Below are 23,580 nucleotides of genomic sequence, written 5' to 3'. Positions count from 1 at the left end.
GGAGTCGTGAGATGCAGCTGCTTCTGATCCGGCATGCGCTGCCCAACCGCAGCGATCACGGGCAGGGCTCGGACCCCGAACTCGCCGAGGACGGTCGGCGGCAGGCGGACCGCCTCCCGGATGCTCTGCAGCGCTTTCCGTTGGCCCGCGTCGTCAGCAGTCCACAGCGGCGGGCCGTGCAGACGGCCGAACCGGTGGCGGTTGCACGGGGCCTGACCGTCGAGATCGACGAGCGGCTGGCCGAGTACGACCGGGAGATGGCCGGCTATGTGCCCATCGAGGACCTCAGGGCCGAACGGCCGCAGGACTGGGAACGGATGGCCCGGGGACACCTGCCCAGCGGTGTCGACGAGACCTCCTTCCGGGCCCGAATCGGTTCGGCGGTCGCCGATATCGTCGCCGGCGCCGAACATGCCGACACCGTCGCGGTGTTCAGCCACGGCGGTGTCATCAACGTGCTGCTGCACGAGATCCTGGGCACCCGGCGGCTGCTGTCCTTCCCGATCGACTACGCCTCGGTGACCCGGCTCCTGTACTCGCGTACCGGTCAGGTCACCGTCGTCAGCACCAACGGCACCGAGCATGTGTGGGACCTGTTGCCGCGCAACCAACGCCGCTAGGCCAAGCGCGACTGGGCCGGTGGGGCTAGGCTGGCCGGAGACCGGTGTCACAGTTTGGGCAAACCGTCCAGCCGGGTACCTGGGGACGTGGCCTTGAGATTCCGAAACAAGAAGCCCGCCGCGCTGAAGCGCGACGTGAGCACCGAGATCGACGTGGACATCAACGCCGAGACCACCCTCGAATTCCAGATCGCGGTGGCGCCGCAGCCCGGCGCCGAGGTGGTCGAGTCGCTGTCGTTCATGTTGAACGGCAAGAAGATTGATGCCACCGAGATCACCGGCATGCACGGCAACCGAATCCACAAGTTCGACGCCGGTGTGGGCAATCTGAAGGCGAGCTACTCCGCGAGCGTGATCGGGCAGGCCGATCCCGCCCCGGTCGAGGAGATCGACCTGATCACCTATCTGCGTCCCAGCCGTTACGCCGAAGCCGACAAGTTCTTCGGCTTCGCGGCCACCGAGTTCGGTGAGTACGCCGACTCGGCGACGCTGCTGGAGAAGGTGTCCTCCTGGGTGGGCACCCGGCTGGACTACGTGCCCGGCTCCAGCGACCCGATCGACGGTGCCGCCGACACCCTGCTGGCCGGGGCCGGGGTGTGCCGCGACTACGCGCACCTGGTGGTGGCGCTGCTGCGGGCGGTCTACGTTCCCGCGCGCCTGGTGGCGGTCTACGCGCCGGGCTGCGATCCGATGGACTTCCACGCGGTGGCCGAGGCGTTCGTCGACGGGCACTGGCGGGTGGTGGACGCGACGTGTCTGGCGCCGCGGCAGACCGTGCTGCGCATCGCCACCGGCCGCGACGCCGCCGACACCGCGTTCCTGGACAACCACCGCGGTGCGATCACCCTCAACTCCGCGGTGGTCACCGCCGTCGTCGACGGGGAGCTACCCACCGACCACGTCGACGACGTCGTCTCGATCCGCTGAGTGTCGATCCGCTGAGATCGCTGCGCCGGGCGCGAAGCACCCGCGCCCGGCGTCCGGGGTTGGCAGTCTCGGGCCGCCAAGCTGTCGTTATCGCGACGTCTACTCGGCCTTTCTCGCGGTAACGACAGGCTGACGGTGAGCGCGGGGCGGGAGTTCCCGGTCGCGCCTACAGCCCGGCCTTGAGGTTCTGCTTGGCCGCCCGGCGCAGCTGGAAGATGCGCACCGCGCCGACCGCGACGGTGAGCAGCCCACCGGCCACGGCGGCGAACAGGATCGCCACCCCCAACGGCAGGCTCCAGTGCCAACCCAGGAAGACGAACTCCGCCGACTCGGTGTTCTGGGCGATGAAGATCAGCAGGATGATCAGGATCAGGAAACCGGCGATGAGCGAACCCCACAGCGCCGCGGCGCGGGTGAACTTGACCGCGTCCTCCGGCTGCTTCTTCCCCGGTTCCGGGGGCTTGGGGCCGGCGGGCTTGCCGCCCGGTTTTCCCGGTGGCGGGGAGGCGGGCGTGTCGCTGCTCATAGTCGTATTGTTCCCCGCTCGCCGGAGGAAACAAACCCCGCGCGCCGCCGCATGTCGGCCAAAGATCGGCGATCGCCGCGGAATGCCGATACTGTCGGGACGATGACCACGCTGCGACGACGCGTGCGGGGCGTGCGGATGGCGGCGGTGGTTCTCGTCGTCGGCTGCATGACCGTGCTGCTGGGGGCCTGCGGGAGCGCCAATCCGCTCGGTGGTGGACCGGTCTCGGGGGACCTGACGACGATCACGGTTGGTTCCGCGGACTTCCCCGAGTCCAAGATCATCGCCGAGATCTACGCCCAGGCCCTGGAGGCCAACGGTTTCACGGTGTCTCGCCAGTTCGGCATCGGCAGCCGTGAGACCTATATTCCCGCGCTGCGCGACCACTCCATCGATCTGGTCCCCGAATACACCGGCAATCTGTTGCAGTACTTCGATCCGGAGACCACCGCGACGAGCCCGACCGACGTGGAGCTGGCGCTGTTCCGGGTGCTGCCCGGAGACCTGTCGATGCTGGTGCCCTCGGAGGCCTCCGACACCGACACCGTGGCCGTCACCGCCGAGACCGCGCGCACGTGGAACCTCAAGACCATCGGCGATCTGGCCGAGCACTCCGCGGAGGTCAAGTTCGGCGCCCCCTCGGAGTTCCTCAACCGCGCCGAGGGCCTGCCCGGGCTGAAGGAGAAGTACGGGCTGGACATCCCGGAGAAGAACTTCGTCGCCATCAGCGACGGCGGCGGGCCGGCCACCGTGCGCGCCCTGGTCGACGGCACGGTCACCGCGGCCGACATCTTCTCCACGTCCCCGGCGATCCCGCAGAACGACCTGGTGGTGCTCGAGGATCCCAAGAACAATTTCCTGGCCGCCAATGTCGTGCCGGTCGTCAGTTCGCAGAAGAAGTCCGACACCCTCAAGACGGTGCTCGACGCGGTGTCGGCCAAACTGACCACCCGGGCACTGATCGACCTGAACACCGCCGTGTCGGGCAACTCCGGGATCGACCCGGACGAGGCTGCGCGCCAATGGATTCGGGACCACGGCTTCGACCAACCGCTGCCGACCGGGTGACCCGGCGATGATCACCTTCGACCACGTCACCAAGCGGTACCCGGACGGCACCGTGGCCGTCGACGATCTCACCCTGGAGGTGCCGACCGGGAAGCTGGCGGCGTTCGTCGGTCCGTCGGGGTGCGGCAAGACCACCTCGATGCGGATGATCAACCGGATGATCGACCCCACCTCCGGGACGGTGGCCGTCGACGGCGCCGACGTCGCCGGTGTCGACCCGGTCAAGCTGAGGCTCGGGATCGGCTACGTCATCCAGAGCGCCGGCCTGATGCCGCATCAGCGGGTCATCGACAACGTCGCCACGGTGCCGGTGCTGCGCGGACAGTCCCGGCGGTCCGCCCGCAAAGCCGCCTACGCGGTGCTCGAGCGGGTGGGTCTGGACCCGAAGCTGGGCCACCGCTACCCCGCGCAGCTCTCGGGCGGTCAGCAGCAGCGGGTGGGGGTGGCCCGCGCCCTGGCCGCCGACCCGCCGATCCTGCTGATGGACGAGCCGTTCTCGGCGGTCGACCCGGTGGTGCGCGACGAGCTGCAGGCCGAGATCCTGCGTCTGCAGGCCGACCTGCACAAGACCATCGTGTTCGTCACCCACGACATCGACGAGGCGGTCAAGCTCGGCGACCGGGTGGCGGTGTTCGGTCCCGGCGGGGCGCTGCAGCAATACGACCCGCCGGCGCGGTTGCTGTCCAACCCCGCCAACGACTTCGTCTCCGGTTTCATCGGGGCCGACCGCGGCTACCGCAGCCTGCAGTTCTTCGGTGTCGACGGGGTCCCCCTGCACGACATCCGCACCGTCGACGAAACCGGGATCGACGCGCTGAGCCTCGCACCCGGCGACTGGGTGCTGGTCACCCGCAACGGCGGTGCGCCCTACGGCTGGGTCAACGCCGACGGGGTGGCGGTGCACCGCGACGGGGCATCGCTCTACGACAGCACCATCGCCGGCGGGTCCCTGTTCCGGCCCGGCGGGACCCTGCGCCAGGCGCTGGACGCCACCCTGTCCTCGCCGGCGTCGGTGGGCGTGGCCGTCGACGCCGACGGGGTGGTGACCGGCGGGATCCGCTCCGACGAGGTGCTGGCCGCCCTGGACCGGCAGCGGCGGGGCTGACCCGTGAACTACCTGCTGACCCACCTCGACGACGCCTGGGTGCTCACCGTGATCCACCTGCGGCTGTCGCTGATCCCGGTGGTGCTCGGGCTGCTGATCGCCGTCCCGCTCGGCGCCGCGGTGCAGCGCACCACGGTGCTGCGGCGGCTGACCACCGTGACCGCCAGCATCATCTTCACGATTCCCTCGCTGGCGCTGTTCGTCGTGCTGCCGCTGATCATCCCCACCCGCATCCTCGACGAGGCCAACGTCATCGTCGCGCTGACCCTCTACACCACCGCGCTGTTGGTGCGGGCGGTCCCCGAGGCGCTCGACGCGGTGCCCGCACACGTGCGTGACGCCGCCACCGCCGTGGGCTACCGCCCGCTGACCCGGCTGGTGAAAGTGGAACTGCCGCTGTCGATCCCGGTGCTCGTCGCCAGTCTGCGGGTGATCGCGGTGACCAACATCTCGATGGTGTCGGTCGGTTCGGTGATCGGGATCGGCGGGCTGGGCACCTGGTTCACCGAGGGCTACCAGGCCGACAAGAGCGACCAGATCGTCGCCGGGATCATCGCGATCTTCGTGCTGGCGATCGTCGTCGACACGCTGATCATGCTGGCGGGGCGGGCCCTGACCCCGTGGACGCGCACCGGCCGGGGAACCGATGCGGCCGGGGACGACACCGACGACACTGACGACACCGACGCCGGGGCTGCCGGGGCCGACGACCGTGCCGGGGTGCCCGCGTGAACTTCCTGCAGCAGGCGTTGTCGTTCATCTTCACCGCGGCCAACTGGTCGGGCCCGTCCGGGCTGACCGCGCGCATCCTGGAACACCTGCAGTACACCGCGCTGGCGGTGGTCGCCTCGGCGATCATCGCCGTCCCCCTGGGCATGCTCATCGGCCACACCGGCCGGGGCACCTTCCTGGTGGTCACCGGTGTCAACGCGCTGCGCGCCCTGCCCACCCTGGGTGTGCTGCTGCTCGGTGTCCTGCTGTGGGGACTGGGGCTGGTGCCTCCGACGGTGGCGCTGATGCTGCTGGGCATCCCGCCGCTGCTGGCCGGCACCTACGCGGGTATCGCCAATGTCGACCCGCCGGTCGTCGACGCGGCCCGGTCGATGGGCATGACCGAGCGCCGGATCCTGCTGCGGGTGGAGACCCCGATCGCGATGCCGCTGATCCTGGGCGGGTTGCGCACCGCGACGCTGCAGGTGGTCGCCACGGCCACGGTCGCGGCCTACGCCAGCCTGGGCGGACTGGGCCGCTATCTCATCGACGGCATCAAGGTGCGCCAGTTCCACATCGCCCTGGTGGGGGCGCTGATGGTGACGGCGCTGGCGTTGCTGCTCGACGCGGCACTGGCGTTCGCCGTGTGGCTGTCGGTGCCGGGTTCGGGGCGGTTGCGGTCCTTCGGGACCCTGCCGCAGCCGTTGCTCGACGACGAGGTCTCACTGGAGTCGCGGGTGCCGGTCAGATCACAGATCGGTGGACCTTCCCCACCGGGGTACGAACACGGCGACCGGTCGCATACGGTAGACGAGTGAGTGCAGCCAATGCTCCGACCGAGAGCGCCTGGCCGGCGATCCTGACCTGGCGCGCACACGATGTTGCGCGCATGGAGTCCGTGCGGGTGCAGTTGTCCGGCAACCGCATCAAGGCCTACGGGCGCATCGTTTCCGCCGCCACCGACACCAGCCAGGCGTTCAGCGCATCCTATGACCTGGTCACCGACGAGTCCGGCGGGACGAAACGCCTGTCGCTGACGGTGACGATGGCCGAACGGGAACGACAGCTGTCCATCGCCCGTGACGAAGAGAATATGTGGCTGGTGCAGGACCATTCCGGCCAGACCATGCGTGCCGACTTCGACGGTGCCCTGGATGTCGATGTGGTGTTCAGCCCGTTCTTCAACGCGTTGCCGATCCGGCGCACCGGGCTCTATCAGCGTGCGGAATCGGTGAGTTTGCCGATGGTGTACGTGTGGCTGCCCGAACTGGAGGTCAAACCCGCCACCATCGGGTACACCAGCGGCCCCGAGGGCATCACGGTGCATTCCCCGGTGGCCGACACCACCATCACCGTCGACGCCGACGGCTTCCTGTTGGACTATCCGGGCCTGGCAGAGCGGATCTGATCACCCCGCCGGCCCGCCCGGCCGCGGCCAGCTCGTCGCGCCAGTCGCGGTCGCCGACGTGCACCCCGGTGATCTCCGACCGCGGGAAGCTGTCGTAGCGGGCACGCGCGGCGTGCCCGGCCTCCACCAGTTCGCCCACCGAGGCCTGCCCGTGCAGCGAGTCACGGGCCTCGCGGAGCAGGGCGACGGCGCGGTCGAGCACCGGCACCAGCTGGGTTCGGTTGGCCTCGCACATCGCCCGCACCAGGTCCGGCGCGGTGGCCGCCACCCGCGTCCCGTCGCGGAACGAGCCGGCGGCCAGCGCCAGCGCCAGCGGGATGTCGGCCGCCGTGGCGGCCAGCGCCTCGGCCAGCAGATGCGGCAGGTGCGAGATCCCCGCGGCCGCGGCGTCGTGCTCGTCGGAGCGCGCCGGCACCACGAACGCGCCGCAGTCCAGCGCCAGGTGCATCACCAGCTCCCAGACACCGGGGTCCACGTGCTCGTCGACGCTGAGCACCCAGGGGGTGGCGCTGAACAGCGCGGCATCCCCGGCCGTCCACCCCGAGTGCGCGGTGCCGGTCATCGGGTGTCCGCCGACGAAGCGGTCCAGCAGTCCGGCCGCGCGCACCTGCTCGACCACCGGGCCCTTGACGCTGACCACATCCGTCAACGGGCAGGCCGGGGCGCTGTGGGCGATCTGGCCCAGCAGCGAGGCCAGCGCCGGCATCGGCACCGCCAGCACGATCAACGCCTCGGCGGCGGCGGCGCGGGCCAGCACCTCGGTCAGCTCCGTGGAGGCGTCGAAACCGTCGCCGCGGGCGGCCAGCACACCGTCGGTCGAGCGGTTGTAGCCGAACACCTCGCGACCCGTCGCGGCGGCCGCTCGCATCAGCGAGCCGCCGATCAGCCCCAGCCCCAGCACGCACACCGGGGTGTCAACGAATGAGGAGGTCACCCGGCAAGGTTGGCACATCCAGCAGAGCCGCAGGGGAACGCCTGGTCAACGGGCCTGGGAGGGGACTAGCGTATGCGCCCATGGGACCACAACGGGCCGCGGCGCCAGACGTCGACACCCCGGACGGATTCGGGGTCGCCGTCGTCCGGGAGGACGGCAACTGGCGGTGCTACCCGATGAAGCAGGCAGCGCTGACCAGCTTGACGGCCGCGGACACCGAACTGCGTGAATTGCGCAGCGCCGGAGCGGTGTTCGGCCTCCTCGACGTGGACGACGAATTCTTCGTCATCGTGCGCCCGGCCCCGGGCCGGCTGCGGCTGCTGCTCTCGGACGCCACCGCCGCCCTGGACTACGACATCGCCTACGAGGTGCTCGAAAGCCTCGACGTCGACGTCGACGAGGACGAGCTGGAGGACTCCGACCCGTTCGAGGAGGGCGACCTGGGTGTGCTCGCCGATCTGGGCCTGCCCGAGGGGGTGCTGGGGGTGATCATCTCCGAGTCGGACCTGTACCCGGACGAGCAGTTGGGCCGTATCGCGCGCGAGATGGGGTTCGCCGACGAACTCTCCGCGGTGCTCGACCGCCTGGACCGGTGACCCGGGACACCGACGAGGCGCTGATCCGCATGGCCCTGGCCGCGGCCGCCGGGGCCGGTCCGCGCGACGTGCCGATCGGGGCGGTGGTGCTCGACGCCTCGGGCGCCGAGCTGGCCCGGGCCGCCAACGCCCGCGAGCAGCTGGGCGATCCCACCGCCCACGCCGAGATCCTGGCGCTGCGCGCGGCCGCGGCGGTCCACGGCGACGGCTGGCGGCTGGAGGGGGCGACGCTGGCGGTGACCGTCGAGCCGTGCACCATGTGCGCCGGAGCACTGGTGATGGCGCGGGTGGCACGGGTGGTGTTCGGGGCGTGGGAACCCAAGACCGGGGCCGTCGGCTCGCTGTGGGACGTGGTGCGCGATCGCCGGCTGACCCACCGCCCGCAGGTGCGCGGCGGCGTCCTGGAGGCCGAGTGCGCCGCACCCCTGGAGCAGTTCTTCGCCCGCCAGCGCTGAGTTGCCCCTCGCTCACCTGCCAGGCTCACTTGCCAGGCTCACTTCCCAGGCTCACTTGCCCGGCTCACTTGCCCGGCACTGCGGCCCTTGTCCTGAGCCCAACCCGTCCTGGCGGCACCGAGCGTGCGCCCAGGACGGGTGTCGTCGCTGCGAAGCGTCCTGCGCGCACACTCGATGCGCGGGGACCGGGGCCCGGCGCTGGACTTCGTCCTGGGCGCACACTCGGTGCGCGGGGGACGGGGAACGGTGTTGGACGTCGTCCTGGACGCACACTCGGTGCGGCTGGGCCGAGCCGCCCATGCCCTGGCGATTATGGCCAGCTGGCCTCGACCGGTAAGCTGCCACACGGTGGCGTGTCCGAGCGGCCTAAGGAGCACGCCTCGAAAGCGTGTGAGGGGTAACCCCCCTCCGAGGGTTCAAATCCCTCCGCCACCGCCATAGCCCCTGTGCCTGCGATCCAGGTGAGGGGCTATTTTCATGTTTGCTGCGGAGCGGCCTGCCCACCCTGTGCCCACGTTTTGCCCACACTCTTGCGTGAATATCGGGAGTGCAGCGTGACCGCAACGGCGTCCAAATCGTCGTCAAACAGGTCCGCGTAGGTATCGAGCGTGACCTTGGCGCTGGTGTGTCCGAGCATCCGCTGTAGAGCGAGGACGTTGACCCCGGCGCTGATGGACAGCGACGCACACGTGTGCCTCAGATCGTGGGGCGTGATGCTCTGCACCTTGGCCCGCTTGACGGCCCCGGCGAACCACCCACCCGTTGACTTGGGCCGAGGCAGGTACTCGCCATCCGATCCGAACACCAGATCGGCTGGCCCCTTGTCCTTGCACTGCGCTGACAACTCATCGAGCACGAACGTGGGCACCGGCACGGACCGAGACTTGCGTCCCTTGGTCGTGCCCACGGCGTGGTCGACGCCCAGTTGTACCGCGTTCTCGTGGACGTTCAACCGGCGCCGCAAGAACTCCACATCACGCACGCGCAGCGCGACAGCCTCGCCCCACCGGACACCGGTGTAGGCCAGCGTCAGCACCAGGGCACGGTGCTCGCCGGACTCGTCGGCCAGTCGATGCACATCCTCAGCGGACAGGTACACCCGCCGCTTGGCCGTCTTGCGGGGCAGCCCGTCGATACCCTTCGCAGGATTTGCGGCCAGTCGCTTGGCCTTCACCGCGTCGCCGAGGATGCCCGACAGGACGCCATGCGCCCGGAGCACGGTCGTGGCACCCGCGCCCTTGCGCACCATCCCGGTGACCCACGCTTCGATAGCGAGCACGTCCACGTCGGCCACGCTGACGGCGCCCCAGCGGGGTTTGACGTGGACCCGCCAAGCCGACTCGATCATCCGGTAGTTGCTCGGTGCCGTCGCGTGTTCCTTGCGGGTGAGCCAATCGGTCGCCACCTCGGCGACGGTGATCCTGCCCAGGGTGGGGGCGATGTACTCGCCGCGTAGCTTCGACACCTCAACCTCGGCAGCGAACGCCTCGGCTGCCTTCTTTGTCGCAAATCCTCGCCGGTCGGTCTGCCGGTGATCGGGTGTGCGGTATCGGACGCGGTAAAGAGTTGTGCCGGTGCGTGTTTGGTACTTGCTAATGGTCGCCATCGAGCACCCTTCGGAGGTCTGTCTTGAGCTGCCGAGCGACGCGGCCCCGTTTCTGCGGGGTGGCGTCGGGGCCTGCGAGGTGGTCGCGCTGAGCGGACAGCGTGCGTCCCCACAGCTGGGCCATTGCGGTGGCCAGCGCCGGCTTGTCTACGCCGAGGGAGCGTGCCGCCCGTTCCTCGGTCTCGCCGTAGGCCGTCCACACCCGCCACAGCTGAGCACGTTCTTCCGGTCCGACTTCAGCAACCCACTCCGGGCGGTTGGCGAGATAGTCGGCGACAAGCTGGTCGTCGGTGGGCACTGCTGACTGGTCGAACGTGACGGGCGTGCCATTCACTGCCGAGCGCACCTCTGCAAGATCAGCGGACGAGTGCTCCCCGATGATGACGCGGCCCTCGCCGGCGAGTAGATCGGCCATGCCGACACGCTCGCCGGTGAGATCCCCGAATGCCTGGCACAGCGCGAGAAGTGTTGGCAGGGTGGGGCTTACGCGGCCAGCCTCAAGGTCTGCGATGCGGCCAGTACCCCACTTGAGACCCGCTGCAGTCGCGGCCCGGGCCACGTCGTCGGCGCGGCGCTGTCCCCGAAGCGCTCGCGCGTTGCGGCCTACTACGTGCGCGATTGGCGCCGGTGGAGGCGTCCGCTCCGTCATGCTGCATCACACTACTTGTAGACGCGAGGCTTGACAACTACGGCCATCAGGACCACTCTGTTCACATGCCTTGTAATTACAAGGCTGCAATCCACGACAGGGAGAACCGGGCACATGGAAGCTGCTACGCGGCCCCTCGCCACCGTTGACGACTTCTGCACTTTCGCGGGCGTTACCCGAGGTCAAGCCGCCCAACTGCGGTACACCGGCGATGGGCCACCTTTCGTCAAGATCACGGGGCGCCAGGTGCGTTACCGCTGGGAAGACATCGAGCGGTGGGTTTCTGAGCGCACCCAGACTCGCACCGATAAGCGAGCCGCCACAGCATGACCGGAAACAACAGAAACCGCCTGGCTCAATGGGCACTGCCAGGCGGCTTCCAACCTCACGAAAGGCGCCTTCAAGTGTATGCCTTGCTGCCGACAGGCCGGCCAGCGCGCGCGGGGATGAGGCGGTGACGCAATGCCGCGCACGGAGTTCGTCATGGCACGGCCAGCCGAGATTTCAGCCCACGGAGGTGATGCGGCCCTGGTGCTCGCCCACGTCCGGTTTCGGTGCCAGAGGCCGACAGGGGACGGCCTTGAGGTGCACGACGGTCAGACCTGGTGGCGGGTGTCGCACGCAGATATGGCCCAAGAGATCGGGCTTTCGGTGAAGTCGATACGCACATCCATCGCCAAGCTGAAACGCGCTGGCGCGCTTCTAGCAAACAACCTGCCGCCGTTGGACAATCGGCGGCTGGCGTACCGCACAAACGTCTCTGACCTGCGATTTGCCGATAGGGGCGAGCCTCTGACCTGCGATTCGCCGCTAGCGGCGGACTATTCGCCCGTAGCGGCGAACCACGCGCCCGCAGCGGCGGACTGTGTGCCCGTAGCGGCGAGTGCACCTCTATATGAGAAAGAGAGAGAAGAGAGAGAAGGCGCGTCCGCGCCCACCTCTCCTCCCAGGCTCAAGGTCGTGAGCAATAGCAAAGCCGAGACCGAGCCTCCACCTCTACCGTGGCCGCCCCCACCACCTCGATGCGAGCGCCACCCGGAGGGAACGACCGCGCCGTGCCGTCAGTGCCAAGCGGTCCGTGAGCACGGAGAGAAGGCCGCCGCCCAGGACGCCGCAGCGCGCGCCGGACTCAACCGGCGCATCCTGACTCAGATCGCGCACTGCGATGAGTGCGACGAGCGGGGCCTCGTGGACGACGGCGACCAGGTGCGCCGCTGCACCCAGCACCCCAACCGCGACGCGCTGGTCGTGGTCTGAGCGAAGGAGAGCGAAGTGATACCCCACCTACGAGACGTCAACGTCCTGGACCTCGACACCCTGCTTGCATTGGCCGACACGCTGGCGAGCGCAGAACCGCCGCGCATCGCCGCGTGGGGACGGCAAGCCCGCGCTGCGATCACTACGGAACGCCATCGACGCCAGCGCGGAGAGCAGGCCCTGCCCTGGCCCAACTTCAGTGGCCTGAGCAACGCAGAGTTCGTCCTCGTGTGCCAGCAGATCAACAACCTGCAGGCATCCTCGTCGCTTCAGGCGTGGATCGACCAGCTCAACGAAGACGCCCTCAACGACTACGGCCTCCGTGCCATGAACCCGCTATACGACCGATATTTCGATGACGAGGACAGAATCCCGTGAATCCCGAACTGCCCGATGACATCCGCGCTGAGGTCACCCGCGCCAGCCGGGACGCCGCCACTGGTCGCCGCCTGTGCGCGGCCCTGGCTCACGGTGACGACGACGCTGTGCACGCCATCGTGAGCGAGATCGCCACTGGCAACCGCGCGCTCTACGTGATCATGAGCCTGGCGGTGGACCAGGTCGCGCTGGCCCGCACCTGCTACCGCCAGCACGCGACGACCTACCTCGACCGCCAGGCCCTTCTGCAACTGGACATCGCCGAGCACAACCAGCGAGGTGCAGAGTGACTGCGCGCCCATGTGCGACCTGCGGCGAGGTCATCGCCACCGGAACCTACTGCGACGAGCACACGCCCAAGGACTGTCGCGTCCGTCGTGGCCCCGGTCAAGCCGCCCATGACCAAGTGTGGAGAGCGCTCTCCATCCGGGCGAGACGGGCACAGCCGTGGTGCTCAGACTGTGGTGCTACCGAGGATCTGACCGCAGATCACGTAATTCCGAAGTCAGCTGCGCCCGAGCTGGTCCATGCGCCCGAGAACCTGGCAGTGCGGTGCCGGTCCTGCAACGCGCGGCGCGGTCAGACCGGCTGCACCGAGGCCGAAGCGCTGCAAGTCGTGGAACGCCTCCGTGCTGCCCACAAGCGCAAGCCCACCCGCAAGGGACGTGAACGGGTAGAGGCCGCGCAGCGCGCTGCACAAGCCAGGGGGGATGCCCCCGACCAGGGCGAGCCCACCCCCGCTCGGAGGCCGAGTTTGCGTTACTCATCCGGCCCGGTATGTAGGTCAATTCCGAGCGAAGTCAGGACCCCCTGATGGTCGACACCGGTCACTTGACAGCAGTAGTCGACAAGGCGCCTTGCAGTGGTAAGCAGTTCCGTCACCTTAGGAGCGGTTGTTGTACTCGTAGCAAGCACGACGTCGGTCAGCACGTCGTGAGCCTGATCGTCGTCTCCGGCGACATCAGCACAGTACTCGATCAGCAGTTTTCCAACGCTGGCCATGCCGCTGACCAGCCCGAGCAATTTCACGGCCAGTTCTGTGTCCTCCTCGGCTTCGTTGGCCATGTCGCTGATGAGCGTCCCAAACGTGGTGTCGTTCTCGTAGCTTGCGGTAAGGACCGCAAGCGCATCGAGTGTGTCTTGGCTGACTCCGTCTGCTCGGCTCATGGCGGGATTCTCACATGAGGGCCGGACCCAAGGGCACCGTTGACGCCGAACCTCTGGACCTGTCGCGCTATCCCCGTGGCCGCGCTCGCCGTCGTGAACGGTTCATCGGTGAGTACCTGGTGACGCCGCGCGGGCGGGGTGCGGGCGAGCCGTTCCGGCTGCGCCCGTTCCAGCGGGAGCTGGTCCGGGGTGCGTTCGCGCCGGGCCGCCGTACGGCCCTGGTGTCGATCCCGCGCGCCAATGGCAAGACCATGTTGGCCGCTGCGCTGGCGCTTGCCGAGCTGTTCGCCGGGGCGCCGAGCGCCGAGGTGCTGGTGGTGGCGTCTGACCAACGCCAGGCCAACATCACCCTGCGCTACGCGAAGCGGATGGTCGAACTGCGCCCCGAGCTGGCCGAGCGGGTCCAGGTGTACGCCGACCGGCTATACCTCCCGGAGAATGACGCCACGCTGTTGCCGCTGCCCGCCGAGCCGGGCGCGCTGCACGGGCATGACCCGTCGCTGCTGATCGTGGACGAGCTGCACGTGGTCACCGAGGCGGTGTGGGAGGCGGTCACCTCGGTGGCGGGCAAGCGCCCGCAGTCGCTGACGCTGGCGATCAGCACCCCGGCCAGCTCGCCGGACAGCGTGATGTGGCGGTTGGTGGAGCATGGGCGCCGGGGCGACGACCCGTCGTTCTACTTCCGTGAGTTCGCTGCACCGGAGGGCTGCGCCGCTGATGACCCCAAGGCGTGGCGGGTGGCTAACCCGGCGCTGGCATGCCGTGACCCGTTCCTAGCGGAGGACGGTCTGGAAGCAGCCCGCCGGACGCTCCGCGAGCCTGTATTCCGGCAGCTGCGCCTGGGTCAGTGGGTCACCGGGGTAGACGCCTGGCTGCCGTGGGGCCTGTGGGAGAGCCGCGAGACTGACCGCACGGTGGTGCCGCGCGAGCGTGTCGTGTTGGCGTTCGACGGCAGCGCCAGCGGTGACTCCACCGCCTTGGTCGGCTGCACGCTGGACGGCCACCTGTTCGTGGAGGGGCTGTGGGAGAACCCCGGCGATCCGCGTTGGCGGGTGCCGCGTGAGGACGTGAGCACTGCGGTCGATGCCGCGTTCGCGCGCTACGACGTAGCCGAGCTGGCCTGCGACCCATGGGGGTGGCGTTCCGAGATCGAGGCGTGGGCCAAGCGCCACGGCGAGCGCCGCGTCATCGAATGGAATACGGCGAACGCATCGCGGATGGCCCCGGCCACCGACCGCCTCTACCAGGCCGTGGTGGACCGCACCGTGACCCACGACGGGGACCAGCGACTCGCCGCCCATATCGCGCACTGCGTGGCGAAACGAACACCGATGGGAGATTTGGTGAGCAAGGACAAGCGGGGCAGCCCCCGCAAGATCGACGCGGCGGTGGCCGCCATCGTGGCCTACGACCGGGCGGCATGGCATTCAACAAAGGGAACACGTAAGCGAGTTAGGAGCTTCGCATCATGAGTGATGAACTAGCACAGCTGCTTTCAGTGCTAGACGCCGACCAGGCCCGGCTGGCGCAATTAGAGAAGTACGCCACGGGCACCCAACCGTTGGCGTTCCTGAGCCCGGAGGCCAAGGCTGCGCTGGGTAACCGGCTGGGCCGTATCGCGTCGAACATTCCACGCCTGGCCGTCGCATCGCTGGCCGAGCGCCTACGGGTCAACGGCTTCACCGGCAGCGGCGCCGAACAGGTGTGGGACGGGTGGTTGCGTAACGATCTTGACCAGCTCGCCCCAGTAGCGCACCGCGAAGCGCTGACCTTGGGCCGCAGCCACATCATCGTGTGGGGCGACCGCAACGGGCGGGCACGGGTGAGCATCGAGAGCGCCCGGCAGATGGCGGTGCAGATCGACGCGGGCAGCCGCGAGGTGATCCGGGCGGTCAAACGCTGGGAAGTGCTGACCCCGGCGGGTGTGCCTGAGCGGACATTCGCAACGCTGTTTGAACCCGACAGCATCACCAAATATGTCGGGAAGTCAACGAGCGCAACGTCCTTCACCGCTACCGAGGTGATCGACAACCCGCTTGGTCAGGTGCCGGTGGCAACACTGCTCAACGCTGACCGGATTCTGGATGACCCGCTGCTGCCGAACTCGGGCAGCCGTGGAGTGTCCGAGATTGACGACCTGGCGCCGCTAGTGGATGCGCTGAATAAGCAGCTCACCGACATGATGGTGGCCTCGGAGTACACCGCACGGCCACGCCGCTGGGCCACAGGCATCGAGCTGGTGGAAGAACCCGTGCTCGACGACGACGGCAACCCCGTGCTGGATGCTGACGGGGAACCCGTTGTGCGCACGACCAACCCGATCCCGGAGGGCAACCGCGCCATGATCGCGGAGAACTCCGAAGCGAAGTTCGGGCAGCTGTCCGGCGCGGACATGACCGGCTACGAAAACGCGGTCAACGTCCTGCTCGGACAGATCATGGCGGTCAGCGCGTTGCCGAGCCACTACATCGGCGTATTCACCGACACACCGCCGTCTGCGGACGCGCTGCGCGCCGCCGAGGCATCGTTGACTGCCCGCGCCGAGGCCCGCCAGCAGATGTTTGGCCGCGCCTGGGAGCAGGTCGGTCGCCTGATGCTGGCCGTCGAAAATCAGGCCGACCCCGACGACTACCGGGTCCGCGTGCGCTGGGCCAACCCGGCAACCCGCTCCGTGGCGCAAGAGGCCGACGCCAAGGTGAAGCTCCACGCCGAGGGCATCCTGACCCGCGAGGAAGTGCGCGCCGACCTCGGCATCGACGACACCAACACCACCACCCCAGTGAGTCCGGCGCCCGCGCCGGTCACCGACACCGAAAGGACCGCGTCATGACGCAGCCCAACACCAGCACGACCGACGAGCAGCAGATCACCGAGGACCAGCAGGCCGAGGTCCTAGACGGTGCACCACCTGCCGACACGGCCACGGCCACCGAGCACGACCAGGACGCCGACACCGAGACCGGCGGCGACGGCGACGGCGAGGACGATGACCCCGAGCAGTTCCCGCGCGAATACGTCCAGCAGCTGCGCAAGGAAAGCGCCGGGTACCGCGAACGTGCGCAGCGCGCTGACCAATTGGCGCAGCGGCTACACAGCGCGCTGGTCGCTGCCACCGGCAGGCTGCAGGACCCCACTGACTTGACGTTTGATGAATCCCACCTGGATGACCCGGACAAGCTCAAGGCCGCCATCGACGACCTAGTGACACGGAAACCGCACCTGAAGTCTCGCCGGGTGATCGGTGACGTGGGGCAGGGCGCCGGGGGCGTCAAGGCCGCCGATGTGAACCTGGCCGACATGCTGCGGTCACGGGCATAGACAGAGCCGAGCCGACAAGGCCCGGCTACACTGACCACGACGGCCCGATGCCGTTCCTACGTGAGGCCTCCCGGCGGGGCAGCGTGACCACCATCCGCTGAACCACCTTCGCGTAGGAGCGCACCCGCATGGCACTCGAAACCACGACCACCACCGAACTCACTCAGGAACAGGTCCAGAAAATCCTGGTCCAGCCGCTTGAGCAGGCCTCCGTTTTCCTGGCCTCCGGGGTGCGGATCTTCGACACCAACGGCAGCGCCGTGCGCATTCCCAAGCAGGCGCCGCCGACCACCCCGTCGTGGCATGGGGAAAACGAGCTGATCGACGATGTGAACCCCGAGTTCGGCGAGGTCGTGCTGTTGCCGGACACGATGCAGTCGGTCAAGTGCCTGGTGAAGTTCTCGAATGAGCTTGCGCGGCAGTCGGTGGTATCGCTGGATGCGGCGCTGCGGCAGCGGTTGGTCACCGATGTGGCCGCCACGCTCGATTCCGCGTTCATCGCCTCGACGGTCACCGATGGCAGCGTGCCGACCGGCATCCTGGCCTACGACGGGCGCCAGAGCATGACCGGAGTCGGGGCGGTCACCATCGACGACCTGCACGACGCCGAGGGGCTGGCATTGGCGGCGAATGTGGACCCGGCTGCGCTGCGCTGGCTGATGACCTCCCGCGACTTCGTGGCGATCCGCAAGCTCAAGGCGTCCGGGTCCGGCGAGTACATGGTGCAGCCTGATCCGACCGAGGCCGGCGCCTACCGGCTGCTCGGTCATCCCGTCACGGTGACCAACCGCATCCCTTCGGACCTCGGCGCCGGTAGCGATGAATCGGCGGCGGTGCTGTTCGACGCGAGTCAGGTTGCGGTGGCGCGGGACCTGGCGCCCACCGTGAAAATCCTGGACCAGACGTTCGGCGACTACGACCAGATGGCGATCCGCGTGGTGGCGCGTTACGACGCGGCCCCGCTGAATGCCGAGGCGGTCGTGACCCTGGAAGGCATCACGGCCTGATATGCCGTACCCGACCGATCCGGCGGACGGGGACCAGGTTGGCGCCAACCTGGTCTCTACGCCGTCGTTCCCCACGCTCGACAAGGGCCTCTGGTCGTCGGGCAGCGTGGACGTGCGCGACATCGGTGGCGGCGTCATGGCCAATCGGCTGGCTGGATTCACCATCACGACCATCGCGCTTCCCGATGTGCCGGTAGAGGCCGCCAGCTTCACTATCAGCGCGCTGCTCATCACCGTGAACAGCCAGTGCTACATGGGCGTGCGGCCCATCGGGTCCAGCGAGCTGGTGACCAACGTCGTCTCAGGCGGTATCTGGCAGTGGGTCACCATCACCGACAGCATCGGTGCCGGGGAGTCCGGCAGCGGTGTGGAGCTGTACCTGCGCACCCCCACCGCCGGGCAGATGGGCCTGGTCTCGGTGCGCGTGGACTACGACGACAGCCCGGTGGCCGACTACTTCGACGGCACCACCGCCGACACAGCGGACTACGCCTTCGCCTGGGACGGCGCGGCGTTCGCCTCTGCGTCCAGCGCGCTGGCCATCGTCGCGGGCGGTGGTGGCGGTGATCCCGACCCGGAGCCGCAGCCAGAACCCGAGCCCGGCGCGCTGCCCGGCGTGGCCGAGGCTGCCCAGAAAGTCGCGGCGTTCCTCGGGCAGGCCGACAACCCGCAGGTGCTGCTGCTGGCCGCCGAGGTCACCCCCGTCATCACAGCGATGGTCCGGGCCTACGTGCGGGATCGCGGCTTCACCGGCGCCGTGCCCAACGCTGAGCTGTCCAGCGTCATCATCACCGCCTCGGCCAGGCTGATGGCCAACCCGGAGCAGCTCGACACCACCGTGGGCGCGACCGGCATCCGGGGCGCGTTCGCCGGGTGGACCTTGGCCGAGCAGGCGGTGCTGAACAGGTATCGGAAGCGCGCGGCATGATCCTGCACGACCGGGTGCGGCTGCAGATGGAGAAGTCGTTCGCCCCGCCCCGGTTCGACCTCTCGGGCAACGAGGTCATGGACATCACCGACACGGTGGTGCCCGCCGAGGTGGTGGCGCTGGACACCCGCGAGGTGCTGTCCGAGGACCGGGTGAACGTCATCAGTCGCTACCGCGTGGTGCTCGGCCCGCAGCTGGACATCCCGCAGAACATCGGCGACGGCCTGACCCTGACGTGGCAGGGCATCGCGTACGGCGTGGACGGTGCAGTCGAGAGGCACATGCTGCGCGGGCGGCTGCACCATTACGAACTCATCTCCAAGCGCGTGACGTAGCGCGCTGCACAGGCAACCGTGCTGCGCGGCCTGGCCTGGCTTTGACCAACGGCCCACCACTCTCACTGGTCGCGCAGCACGGCCCCCGTGCCCACATATTGCCCACACTTGCCCACGAAATTGCCTGATTGAGTGTGACTCACAGTGATGTGTTTCCGCAGCTAGAACGGCATATCAGCCTTTGCCGCCTACCTGCGAATAGGGTTCAAATCCCTCCGCCACCGCCATAGCCCCCTGACTGTCACCCCAGTTCAGGGGGCGTTTTTCTGCCAAGGCCGACATCGTCCGGGACACTGGAGAGATGACCGAGCGCGACCCGCGGGCCACGTACCGCCACCTGCCGCCCACCGCCGACCTCGCGGACACCACCGCGGAGGTGGAGGCCCCGACGGACGGGGACGACGACGAGCGCCTGCCCGACACGAACCAGGGGGCCGCGCCGTACCTGCGGACGACGTGGGGCCCCTGGATCCGCTGAGCGGGAAGGCACGGCCGAGAAACCGGCTACGCGTCCTGGCGCACCCGCACCGCCCGCCGCGGCGGCACCACCTTCAGCACGTTGATCGGCCACCAGAACCACCGCCCGAGGATCGCGGCCACCGAGGGCACCATGAACGAGCGCACGATCAACGTGTCGAACAGCAGACCGATCCCGATGAACGTGCCGATCTGGCCGACGGTGCGCAGTTCGCTGACGATCATCGAGGCCATGGTGAACGAGAACACCAGGCCCGCGGCGGTCACCACCGAGCCGGTGCCGCCCATCGCGCGGATAATGCCGGTCCTGAGCCCGCCGGACAGTTCCTCCTTGAACCGCGCGACCATCATCAGGTTGTAGTCGGCGCCGACGGCCAGCAGGATGATCACCGCCATCGGCATCACCATCCAGTGCAGCGGTAGCCCGATCAGATACTGCCACAACAGGACCGACAGCCCGAACGACGCGCCCAGTGAGATCAGCACCGTGCCCACGATCACCATCGCGGCCACCAGGCTGCGGGTGATCAGCAGCATGATGGTGAAGATCAGGCAGATCGCGGCGATCGCGGCGAGCACCAGGTCGTAGCGGGCGCCGTCGGCCAGATCCTTGTAGGTCGCCGCGGTCCCGCCCAGCGACACGGTGGCGTCCTCCAGCGGCGTGCCCTTGATCGCCTCGATCGCGGCGATCTTGATGGGCTCGACGCGGGAGAGGGCCTCGGCCGAGGCGGGGTCGCCGCGGTGGGCGATGATCATCCGCACCGCCTTGCCGTCCGGGGAGACGAACAGGTCCATGGCGCGCCGGAAGTCGGGGTTCTCGAAGACCTCGGGAGGCAGGTAGAACGAGTCGTCGTTGTTGGCCGCATCGAACGCCTTGCCCATTTCGTTTGCGCCCTGGCTCATCTCCTGCATCTGGGAGTACATGCCGTACATGGTGGAGTGCATCGTCAGCATCATCTGCTGCATGTTCTTCATGGTGGCGATCATCGGCGGGAGCTGCGCGAGCATCTCGGGCATCAGCGCGTTCAGATCGGTCATCCCGGCGATCATCTTGTCCATCTGATCGGTGAGCACGTTGACGCCGTCCAGCGAGTCGAACACCGACCGCAGCGACCAGCACAACGGAATGTTGAAGCAGTGCGGTTCCCAGTAGAAGTAGTTACGGATGGGGCGGAAGAAGTCGTCGAAGTTGGCCATGCTGTCGCGCAGATCCTTGGCGACGGCCTGCAGGTCGGTCATGTCGGCGACGGTGGTGTCGGTGATGGCGGCCATCTGTGACATCAACTCGTAGGTCCGCTGCATGATCGCGATGGTGTTGGTGAGGTCCTCGGCCTGGGCCTTCATGTCGTCGAGGCGGTCCAGCATCAGCTTCATGTTCTGCTCCATGCCCACGCCCTGCATGCTCATCAGGAAGGGGATGGACGTCTTCTCCAGCGGGGTGCCCTCCGGGCGGGTGATGGTCTGCACCCGCGCCACGCCCTGCACCCGGAACACCGCCTTGGCGATCTTGTCGATCACCAGGAAGTCGGCCGGGTTGCGCAGATCGTGGTCGGCCTCGATGAGCAGCATCTCCGGGTTCATCGTGGCCGAGGAGAAGTGCCGGTCGGCGGCGATGTAGCCCTCGTTGGCCGGGATGTCGGTGGGGATGAAATCCCGGTCGTCGTAACTGGGTTGGTAGAACGGCAGGGCGGCCAGCCCGACCAGGGCGACGGCCAGCGAGGACAGCAGGATGGGTACCGGCCAGCGCACCACCGACGTGCCGATGCGGCGCCAGAACCGGATGCGCATCGCCCGCTTGGGTTCGAGCAGGCCGAACCGGCTGCCCAGCGTGATCACCGCCGGCCCCAGGGTCAGCGCGACGGTCACCGCGACCAGAATTCCCACGGCGCAGGGCGCCCCCAGGGTCTGGAAGTAGGGCAGCCGGGTCAGGCTCAGGCAGAACGCCGCACCGGCGATCGTCAGCGCCGAGCCCAGGATCACGTGGGCGGTGCCGCGGAACATCTCGTAGTAGGCGGCCTCGGGGTCGGCCCCGGCCGTGCGCGCCTCCTGGTAGCGGCCCAGCAGGAAGATGGCGTAGTCGGTACCGGCCGCGATGGCCATGGCCACCACCAGGTTGACCGCGAACGTCGACAGGCCGACGATCCCGAAGTTGCCGAAGAACGCGACCACGCCGGTGGCCGCCCCCAGCTGCAGTCCGACCACCACCAGCAGCAGCGCCACGGTGATGATCGACCGGTAGAAGAACAGCAGCATGACGATGATGACCGAGAAGGTGACGACGGTGATCAGCGCGACGGTGCGCTCCCCGACGTCCACCACGTCGGCCTGCAGCGCGGCGGGGCCGGTGACGTACACCCGCACCCCGGCCGGCGGTGCGACGGCGTCGACGGCGTCGTGCACGGCGGCCACCGACTCGTTGGCCAGCGTCTCGCCCATGTTGCCGGCCAGGTAGACCTGCACGTAGGCGGCCTTGCCGTCGCTGCTCTGCGCGGCCGACTCGGTCAGCGGGTCGCCCCAGAAGTCCTGGATGTTCTGGACGTGGGCGGTGTCGGCCCGCAGCCGTGCCACCAGACCGTCGTAGTAGTCGTGGGCGGCCTGGCCCAGCGGTTCTGCGCCCTCCAGGACGATCAGGGCGATGCTGTCGGAATTGGACTCGCCGAACACCCGGCCCATCTCGGTCATCGCCTGCAACGAGGGGGCATCGGTGGGGTTCAGTGAGACCGAGTTGGCCGCGGCGACCTTCTCCAGCGGCGGCACCAGCGCGCCGAGGGCCACCACGATCGCCACCCAGCCCAGCACGATCGGCAGCGCCAGGCGCCGGATCCAGCGCGCCAGCGCGGGCCTGTGGACGGTGGACGGCGCGGGGTCCCCGGAAGGCCTGGAAAGCCGGATCACGCGGACTTCGCCATGCAGTACACGTAGGCGCTGACCGCGGAGGTGCTGCGCTCGTCCTGGATCTCGCCGTCGGAGGTGATGCGGCAGCCGATGAACCCGCTGTCGCCCTGGGCCACCACGTTGGCCGGGATGGAGGGGGCGGTGGTGACGACGTCGACCGACCACGGAAGCGCGGTGCGGGGCACCTGGATGGGGGTGCCGTCGGCGTCGAGATAGTTGATGTCGGCGACGGTGCCGGGGGCGCCGAAGATCTCGTAGCGCACGCGTTTGGGGTCGGAGTTGTTGGTGTCGTCGGCCATGCTGCCGGCGTAGGTCGGCAGGGTGTGCGAGCCGAAGATGCCGCGAACCCTGGCCACCGTGAGACCGCCGACGGCGAGGACGGCGACCAACGTGAGCGGCAGCCACACCCGTTGCAGCACGCTGAGAATCGCCGGCTCCTCGCCCTCGGGAACAGAAGTGAGTTAAGGCTAACCTATCCTCTTCTCCCGGGGTCGGCGGCCCGGTGTCAGGGGTCGAGCAGCGCGCGGACCTGCTCGCTCAGCGCGACCCCCAGATCGTGGTTGTTGCGGGTGGTCAGGTGGATGCCGTCGACGCCGTCGGTGCTGATCACCGAGCCGGCGTCGAAGAACGGAACCTTCAGGAACGAGGCCAGCGCCGCGTAGGCCTCGGCGAGCTGCGCGGACTTCTCCTGCCCACCGGAGAACACCAGCCGGAACCACGGATGGGGGATGTGGGCCAGCGGCGGTGGCGCCACGATGAGGACCTTGGGCGCGGGGTAGACCGCGCCCACCCCGCCGGCGCTGGCGAACACCTGGTTGACCAGCAGTCCCATCCCCTTGGCGATGTCCAGCGGCGTGCGCTCGTACGGGGCCTGGGTGTCGTTGGTGCCCAGCATGATGATCACCAGGTCCAGCGGCAGGTGGCTGGCCAGACAGCTCGGCAGGTAGGCCGATCCGTTGAGCCGCGGGTCGTTGGCGTCGTCGACGGAGGTGGTGCGGGCGCTCAGCCCCTCCTCGATCACCTCGAATCCCTCGCCGAGGTGCTCGGCGAGCACCCCGGTCCAGCGCACGTCGGCGGGGTACCGCTCGGTCGGCACTCCCTCGTCGACGGGGATCCACCCCCAGGTCAGCGAGTCACCGAAGCACAGCACACGGGAAGCGGTCATGGATATCAGGCTAGGCGAGCGCGGAGGGGGTTTACTGAGTCGGCAATA

At 68.5% G+C, this 23,580-nt stretch carries 28 protein-coding genes and 1 tRNA gene; 21 read left to right on the top strand and 8 right to left on the bottom strand.

Translation table 11 applies throughout. From position 1 onward, the window contains the following. Positions 1–11: 11 nt before the first annotated feature. Together CSR00_RS12180 and CSR00_RS12175 are read left to right on the top strand one after the other, a co-directional pair. Positions 12–620: a histidine phosphatase family protein gene (locus tag CSR00_RS12180; protein WP_099022652.1), complete on the top strand. Its 609-nt coding sequence runs from the start codon at positions 12–14 to the stop codon at positions 618–620. Positions 621–743: 123 nt separating this feature from the next. After that, a complete protein-coding gene (locus CSR00_RS12175; RefSeq protein WP_099022671.1) occupies positions 744–1,547 on the top strand; it encodes a transglutaminase-like domain-containing protein in 804 nt (267 codons plus the stop codon). 166 nt (positions 1,548–1,713) lie between these two features. Here the strand turns inward: CSR00_RS12175 and CSR00_RS12170 are convergent, their stop codons facing one another. Beyond that, positions 1,714–2,073 (bottom strand): LapA family protein, encoded by a 360-nt coding sequence (locus CSR00_RS12170; protein ID WP_099022651.1) that lies wholly within the window; start codon positions 2,071–2,073, stop codon positions 1,714–1,716. A gap of 102 nt (positions 2,074–2,175) precedes the next feature. Here CSR00_RS12170 and CSR00_RS12165 point away from each other — a divergent pair, with 102 nt between their 5' ends. From CSR00_RS12165 to CSR00_RS12145, 5 genes are read left to right on the top strand one after another with little or no spacing between them, the layout of a single operon-like run. Then, positions 2,176–3,141, top strand: a complete 966-nt coding sequence (locus CSR00_RS12165) for an ABC transporter substrate-binding protein (RefSeq protein WP_099022650.1) — start codon at positions 2,176–2,178, stop codon at positions 3,139–3,141. A 7-nt stretch (positions 3,142–3,148) separates the two neighbouring features. Then, positions 3,149–4,246, top strand: coding sequence for an ABC transporter ATP-binding protein (locus CSR00_RS12160; RefSeq protein ID WP_099022649.1), 1,098 nt, complete (start codon positions 3,149–3,151; stop codon positions 4,244–4,246). 3 nt (positions 4,247–4,249) lie between these two features. Further along, on the top strand, positions 4,250–4,978 hold the full coding sequence (locus tag CSR00_RS12155; protein ID WP_099022648.1) for an ABC transporter permease: 729 nt from the start codon (positions 4,250–4,252) through the stop codon (positions 4,976–4,978). Further along, positions 4,975–5,775, top strand: coding sequence for an ABC transporter permease (locus tag CSR00_RS12150; RefSeq protein ID WP_099022647.1), 801 nt, complete (start codon positions 4,975–4,977; stop codon positions 5,773–5,775). The genes CSR00_RS12155 and CSR00_RS12150 overlap by 4 nt, the downstream gene beginning before the upstream one ends. Next, positions 5,772–6,365, top strand: a complete 594-nt coding sequence (locus tag CSR00_RS12145) for a putative glycolipid-binding domain-containing protein (protein ID WP_099022646.1) — start codon at positions 5,772–5,774, stop codon at positions 6,363–6,365. Before CSR00_RS12150 ends, CSR00_RS12145 begins: the two co-directional genes overlap by 4 nt. Here CSR00_RS12145 and CSR00_RS12140 read toward each other — a convergent pair. After that, positions 6,307–7,272, bottom strand: coding sequence for a prephenate dehydrogenase (locus CSR00_RS12140; protein ID WP_245905969.1), 966 nt, complete (start codon positions 7,270–7,272; stop codon positions 6,307–6,309). The two genes, CSR00_RS12145 and CSR00_RS12140, sit on opposite strands and share 59 nt — an antisense overlap. 107 nt (positions 7,273–7,379) lie before the next feature. Between CSR00_RS12140 and CSR00_RS31015 the strand changes: the two genes are divergently transcribed. The 3 genes from CSR00_RS31015 (at position 7,380) to CSR00_RS12120 (ending at position 8,788) form a co-directional block, all read left to right on the top strand. Then, a complete protein-coding gene (locus tag CSR00_RS31015) occupies positions 7,380–7,895 on the top strand; it encodes a tRNA adenosine deaminase-associated protein (RefSeq protein WP_099022644.1) in 516 nt (171 codons plus the stop codon). Further along, positions 7,892–8,350, top strand: coding sequence for a nucleoside deaminase (locus CSR00_RS31010; protein WP_218014474.1), 459 nt, complete (start codon positions 7,892–7,894; stop codon positions 8,348–8,350). Before CSR00_RS31015 ends, CSR00_RS31010 begins: the two co-directional genes overlap by 4 nt. 347 nt (positions 8,351–8,697) lie before the next feature. Next, positions 8,698–8,788: transfer RNA gene (locus CSR00_RS12120), tRNA-Ser, on the top strand. 37 nt (positions 8,789–8,825) lie between these two features. On the opposite strand, the gene CSR00_RS12115 is transcribed toward CSR00_RS12120, so the two are convergent. Both CSR00_RS12115 and CSR00_RS12110 read right to left on the bottom strand, forming a co-directional pair. Next, positions 8,826–9,956 (bottom strand): tyrosine-type recombinase/integrase, encoded by a 1,131-nt coding sequence (locus tag CSR00_RS12115; protein WP_099022642.1) that lies wholly within the window; start codon positions 9,954–9,956, stop codon positions 8,826–8,828. Next, positions 9,943–10,371: a hypothetical protein gene (locus CSR00_RS12110; RefSeq protein WP_141564346.1), complete on the bottom strand. Its 429-nt coding sequence runs from the start codon at positions 10,369–10,371 to the stop codon at positions 9,943–9,945. Before CSR00_RS12110 ends, CSR00_RS12115 begins: the two co-directional genes overlap by 14 nt. Before the next feature lie 1,194 nt (positions 10,372–11,565). On the opposite strand from CSR00_RS12110, the gene CSR00_RS30110 reads away from it, so the two are divergent. The 4 genes from CSR00_RS30110 to CSR00_RS12090 all read left to right on the top strand — a co-directional run bounded on the left by CSR00_RS30110 (position 11,566) and on the right by CSR00_RS12090 (position 13,054). Further along, positions 11,566–11,862, top strand: coding sequence for a hypothetical protein (locus tag CSR00_RS30110; RefSeq protein WP_141564344.1), 297 nt, complete (start codon positions 11,566–11,568; stop codon positions 11,860–11,862). A 69-nt stretch (positions 11,863–11,931) separates the two neighbouring features. After that, entirely contained in the window at positions 11,932–12,240 is a 309-nt protein-coding gene (locus CSR00_RS12100) for a hypothetical protein (protein ID WP_141564343.1), read from the top strand. Then, entirely contained in the window at positions 12,237–12,530 is a 294-nt protein-coding gene (locus CSR00_RS12095; protein WP_099022638.1) for a hypothetical protein, read from the top strand. The genes CSR00_RS12100 and CSR00_RS12095 overlap by 4 nt, the downstream gene beginning before the upstream one ends. Beyond that, positions 12,527–13,054: an HNH endonuclease gene (locus CSR00_RS12090; RefSeq protein ID WP_099022637.1), complete on the top strand. Its 528-nt coding sequence runs from the start codon at positions 12,527–12,529 to the stop codon at positions 13,052–13,054. The genes CSR00_RS12095 and CSR00_RS12090 overlap by 4 nt, the downstream gene beginning before the upstream one ends. Here the strand turns inward: CSR00_RS12090 and CSR00_RS12085 are convergent. Then, positions 13,000–13,407, bottom strand: coding sequence for a hypothetical protein (locus tag CSR00_RS12085; RefSeq protein WP_099022636.1), 408 nt, complete (start codon positions 13,405–13,407; stop codon positions 13,000–13,002). The two genes, CSR00_RS12090 and CSR00_RS12085, sit on opposite strands and share 55 nt — an antisense overlap. 14 nt (positions 13,408–13,421) lie before the next feature. Between CSR00_RS12085 and CSR00_RS12080 the strand changes: the two genes are divergently transcribed. From CSR00_RS12080 to CSR00_RS30660, 7 genes are all read left to right on the top strand, one after another. Next, complete coding sequence (locus CSR00_RS12080; protein WP_099022635.1) at positions 13,422–14,879, top strand: terminase large subunit domain-containing protein; 1,458 nt, start codon at positions 13,422–13,424, stop codon at positions 14,877–14,879. Beyond that, positions 14,876–16,237: a phage portal protein gene (locus CSR00_RS12075; RefSeq protein ID WP_099022634.1), complete on the top strand. Its 1,362-nt coding sequence runs from the start codon at positions 14,876–14,878 to the stop codon at positions 16,235–16,237. The genes CSR00_RS12080 and CSR00_RS12075 overlap by 4 nt, the downstream gene beginning before the upstream one ends. Beyond that, entirely contained in the window at positions 16,234–16,725 is a 492-nt protein-coding gene (locus tag CSR00_RS12070; protein ID WP_245905964.1) for a hypothetical protein, read from the top strand. The genes CSR00_RS12075 and CSR00_RS12070 overlap by 4 nt, the downstream gene beginning before the upstream one ends. Positions 16,726–16,853: 128 nt before the next feature. Then, positions 16,854–17,732, top strand: coding sequence for a phage major capsid protein (locus CSR00_RS12065; protein WP_099022633.1), 879 nt, complete (start codon positions 16,854–16,856; stop codon positions 17,730–17,732). 1 nt (position 17,733) lies between these two features. Continuing rightward, positions 17,734–18,660 carry a hypothetical protein gene (locus CSR00_RS31245; protein ID WP_245905963.1) on the top strand — a complete coding sequence of 309 codons (927 nt, stop codon included), beginning with the start codon at positions 17,734–17,736 and terminating at the stop codon, positions 18,658–18,660. Continuing rightward, positions 18,657–18,995 carry a hypothetical protein gene (locus CSR00_RS12055; RefSeq protein ID WP_099022632.1) on the top strand — a complete coding sequence of 113 codons (339 nt, stop codon included), beginning with the start codon at positions 18,657–18,659 and terminating at the stop codon, positions 18,993–18,995. The genes CSR00_RS31245 and CSR00_RS12055 overlap by 4 nt, the downstream gene beginning before the upstream one ends. A 301-nt stretch (positions 18,996–19,296) precedes the next feature. Then, the gene (locus CSR00_RS30660) at positions 19,297–19,473 is read left to right on the top strand and encodes a hypothetical protein (RefSeq protein ID WP_176562031.1); all 177 of its coding nucleotides are present in this window, start codon (positions 19,297–19,299) and stop codon (positions 19,471–19,473) included. Positions 19,474–19,499: 26 nt separating this feature from the next. Here CSR00_RS30660 and CSR00_RS12050 read toward each other — a convergent pair whose 3' ends face one another. The 3 genes from CSR00_RS12050 to CSR00_RS12040 form a co-directional block, all read right to left on the bottom strand. Continuing rightward, positions 19,500–22,367, bottom strand: coding sequence for an MMPL/RND family transporter (locus CSR00_RS12050; protein WP_407662430.1), 2,868 nt, complete (start codon positions 22,365–22,367; stop codon positions 19,500–19,502). After that, positions 22,364–22,786 (bottom strand): MmpS family transport accessory protein, encoded by a 423-nt coding sequence (locus tag CSR00_RS12045; protein ID WP_328514706.1) that lies wholly within the window; start codon positions 22,784–22,786, stop codon positions 22,364–22,366. Before CSR00_RS12045 ends, CSR00_RS12050 begins: the two co-directional genes overlap by 4 nt. 86 nt (positions 22,787–22,872) lie before the next feature. Beyond that, positions 22,873–23,532 (bottom strand): SGNH/GDSL hydrolase family protein, encoded by a 660-nt coding sequence (locus CSR00_RS12040; protein WP_099022631.1) that lies wholly within the window; start codon positions 23,530–23,532, stop codon positions 22,873–22,875. Between the last annotated feature and the right edge of the window lie 48 nt (positions 23,533–23,580).

The organism is Mycolicibacterium palauense (assembly GCF_002592005.1).
Lineage (GTDB): Bacteria > Actinomycetota > Actinomycetes > Mycobacteriales > Mycobacteriaceae > Mycobacterium > Mycobacterium palauense.
The sequence above is the reverse complement of the archived record's forward strand: the minus strand, read 5'-3'. Positions and strand labels throughout refer to the sequence as shown.

Coding starts and splice junctions, on each gene's coding strand:
- CSR00_RS12180 (WP_099022652.1), top strand. CDS start 12: ATGCAGCTGCTTCTGATCCGGCATGCGCTGCCCAACCGCAGCGATCAC.
- CSR00_RS12170 (WP_099022651.1), bottom strand. CDS start 2,073: ATGAGCAGCGACACGCCCGCCTCCCCGCCACCGGGAAAACCGGGCGGC.
- CSR00_RS12165 (WP_099022650.1), top strand. CDS start 2,176: ATGACCACGCTGCGACGACGCGTGCGGGGCGTGCGGATGGCGGCGGTG.
- CSR00_RS12160 (WP_099022649.1), top strand. CDS start 3,149: ATGATCACCTTCGACCACGTCACCAAGCGGTACCCGGACGGCACCGTG.
- CSR00_RS31015 (WP_099022644.1), top strand. CDS start 7,380: ATGGGACCACAACGGGCCGCGGCGCCAGACGTCGACACCCCGGACGGA.
- CSR00_RS12115 (WP_099022642.1), bottom strand. CDS start 9,956: ATGGCGACCATTAGCAAGTACCAAACACGCACCGGCACAACTCTTTAC.
- CSR00_RS12110 (WP_141564346.1), bottom strand. CDS start 10,371: ATGGCCGATCTACTCGCCGGCGAGGGCCGCGTCATCATCGGGGAGCAC.
- CSR00_RS12085 (WP_099022636.1), bottom strand. CDS start 13,407: ATGAGCCGAGCAGACGGAGTCAGCCAAGACACACTCGATGCGCTTGCG.
- CSR00_RS12080 (WP_099022635.1), top strand. CDS start 13,422: ATGAGGGCCGGACCCAAGGGCACCGTTGACGCCGAACCTCTGGACCTG.
- CSR00_RS12075 (WP_099022634.1), top strand. CDS start 14,876: ATGAGTGATGAACTAGCACAGCTGCTTTCAGTGCTAGACGCCGACCAG.
- CSR00_RS12070 (WP_245905964.1), top strand. CDS start 16,234: ATGACGCAGCCCAACACCAGCACGACCGACGAGCAGCAGATCACCGAG.
- CSR00_RS12065 (WP_099022633.1), top strand. CDS start 16,854: ATGGCACTCGAAACCACGACCACCACCGAACTCACTCAGGAACAGGTC.
- CSR00_RS31245 (WP_245905963.1), top strand. CDS start 17,734: ATGCCGTACCCGACCGATCCGGCGGACGGGGACCAGGTTGGCGCCAAC.
- CSR00_RS12055 (WP_099022632.1), top strand. CDS start 18,657: ATGATCCTGCACGACCGGGTGCGGCTGCAGATGGAGAAGTCGTTCGCC.
- CSR00_RS30660 (WP_176562031.1), top strand. CDS start 19,297: ATGACCGAGCGCGACCCGCGGGCCACGTACCGCCACCTGCCGCCCACC.
- CSR00_RS12040 (WP_099022631.1), bottom strand. CDS start 23,532: ATGACCGCTTCCCGTGTGCTGTGCTTCGGTGACTCGCTGACCTGGGGG.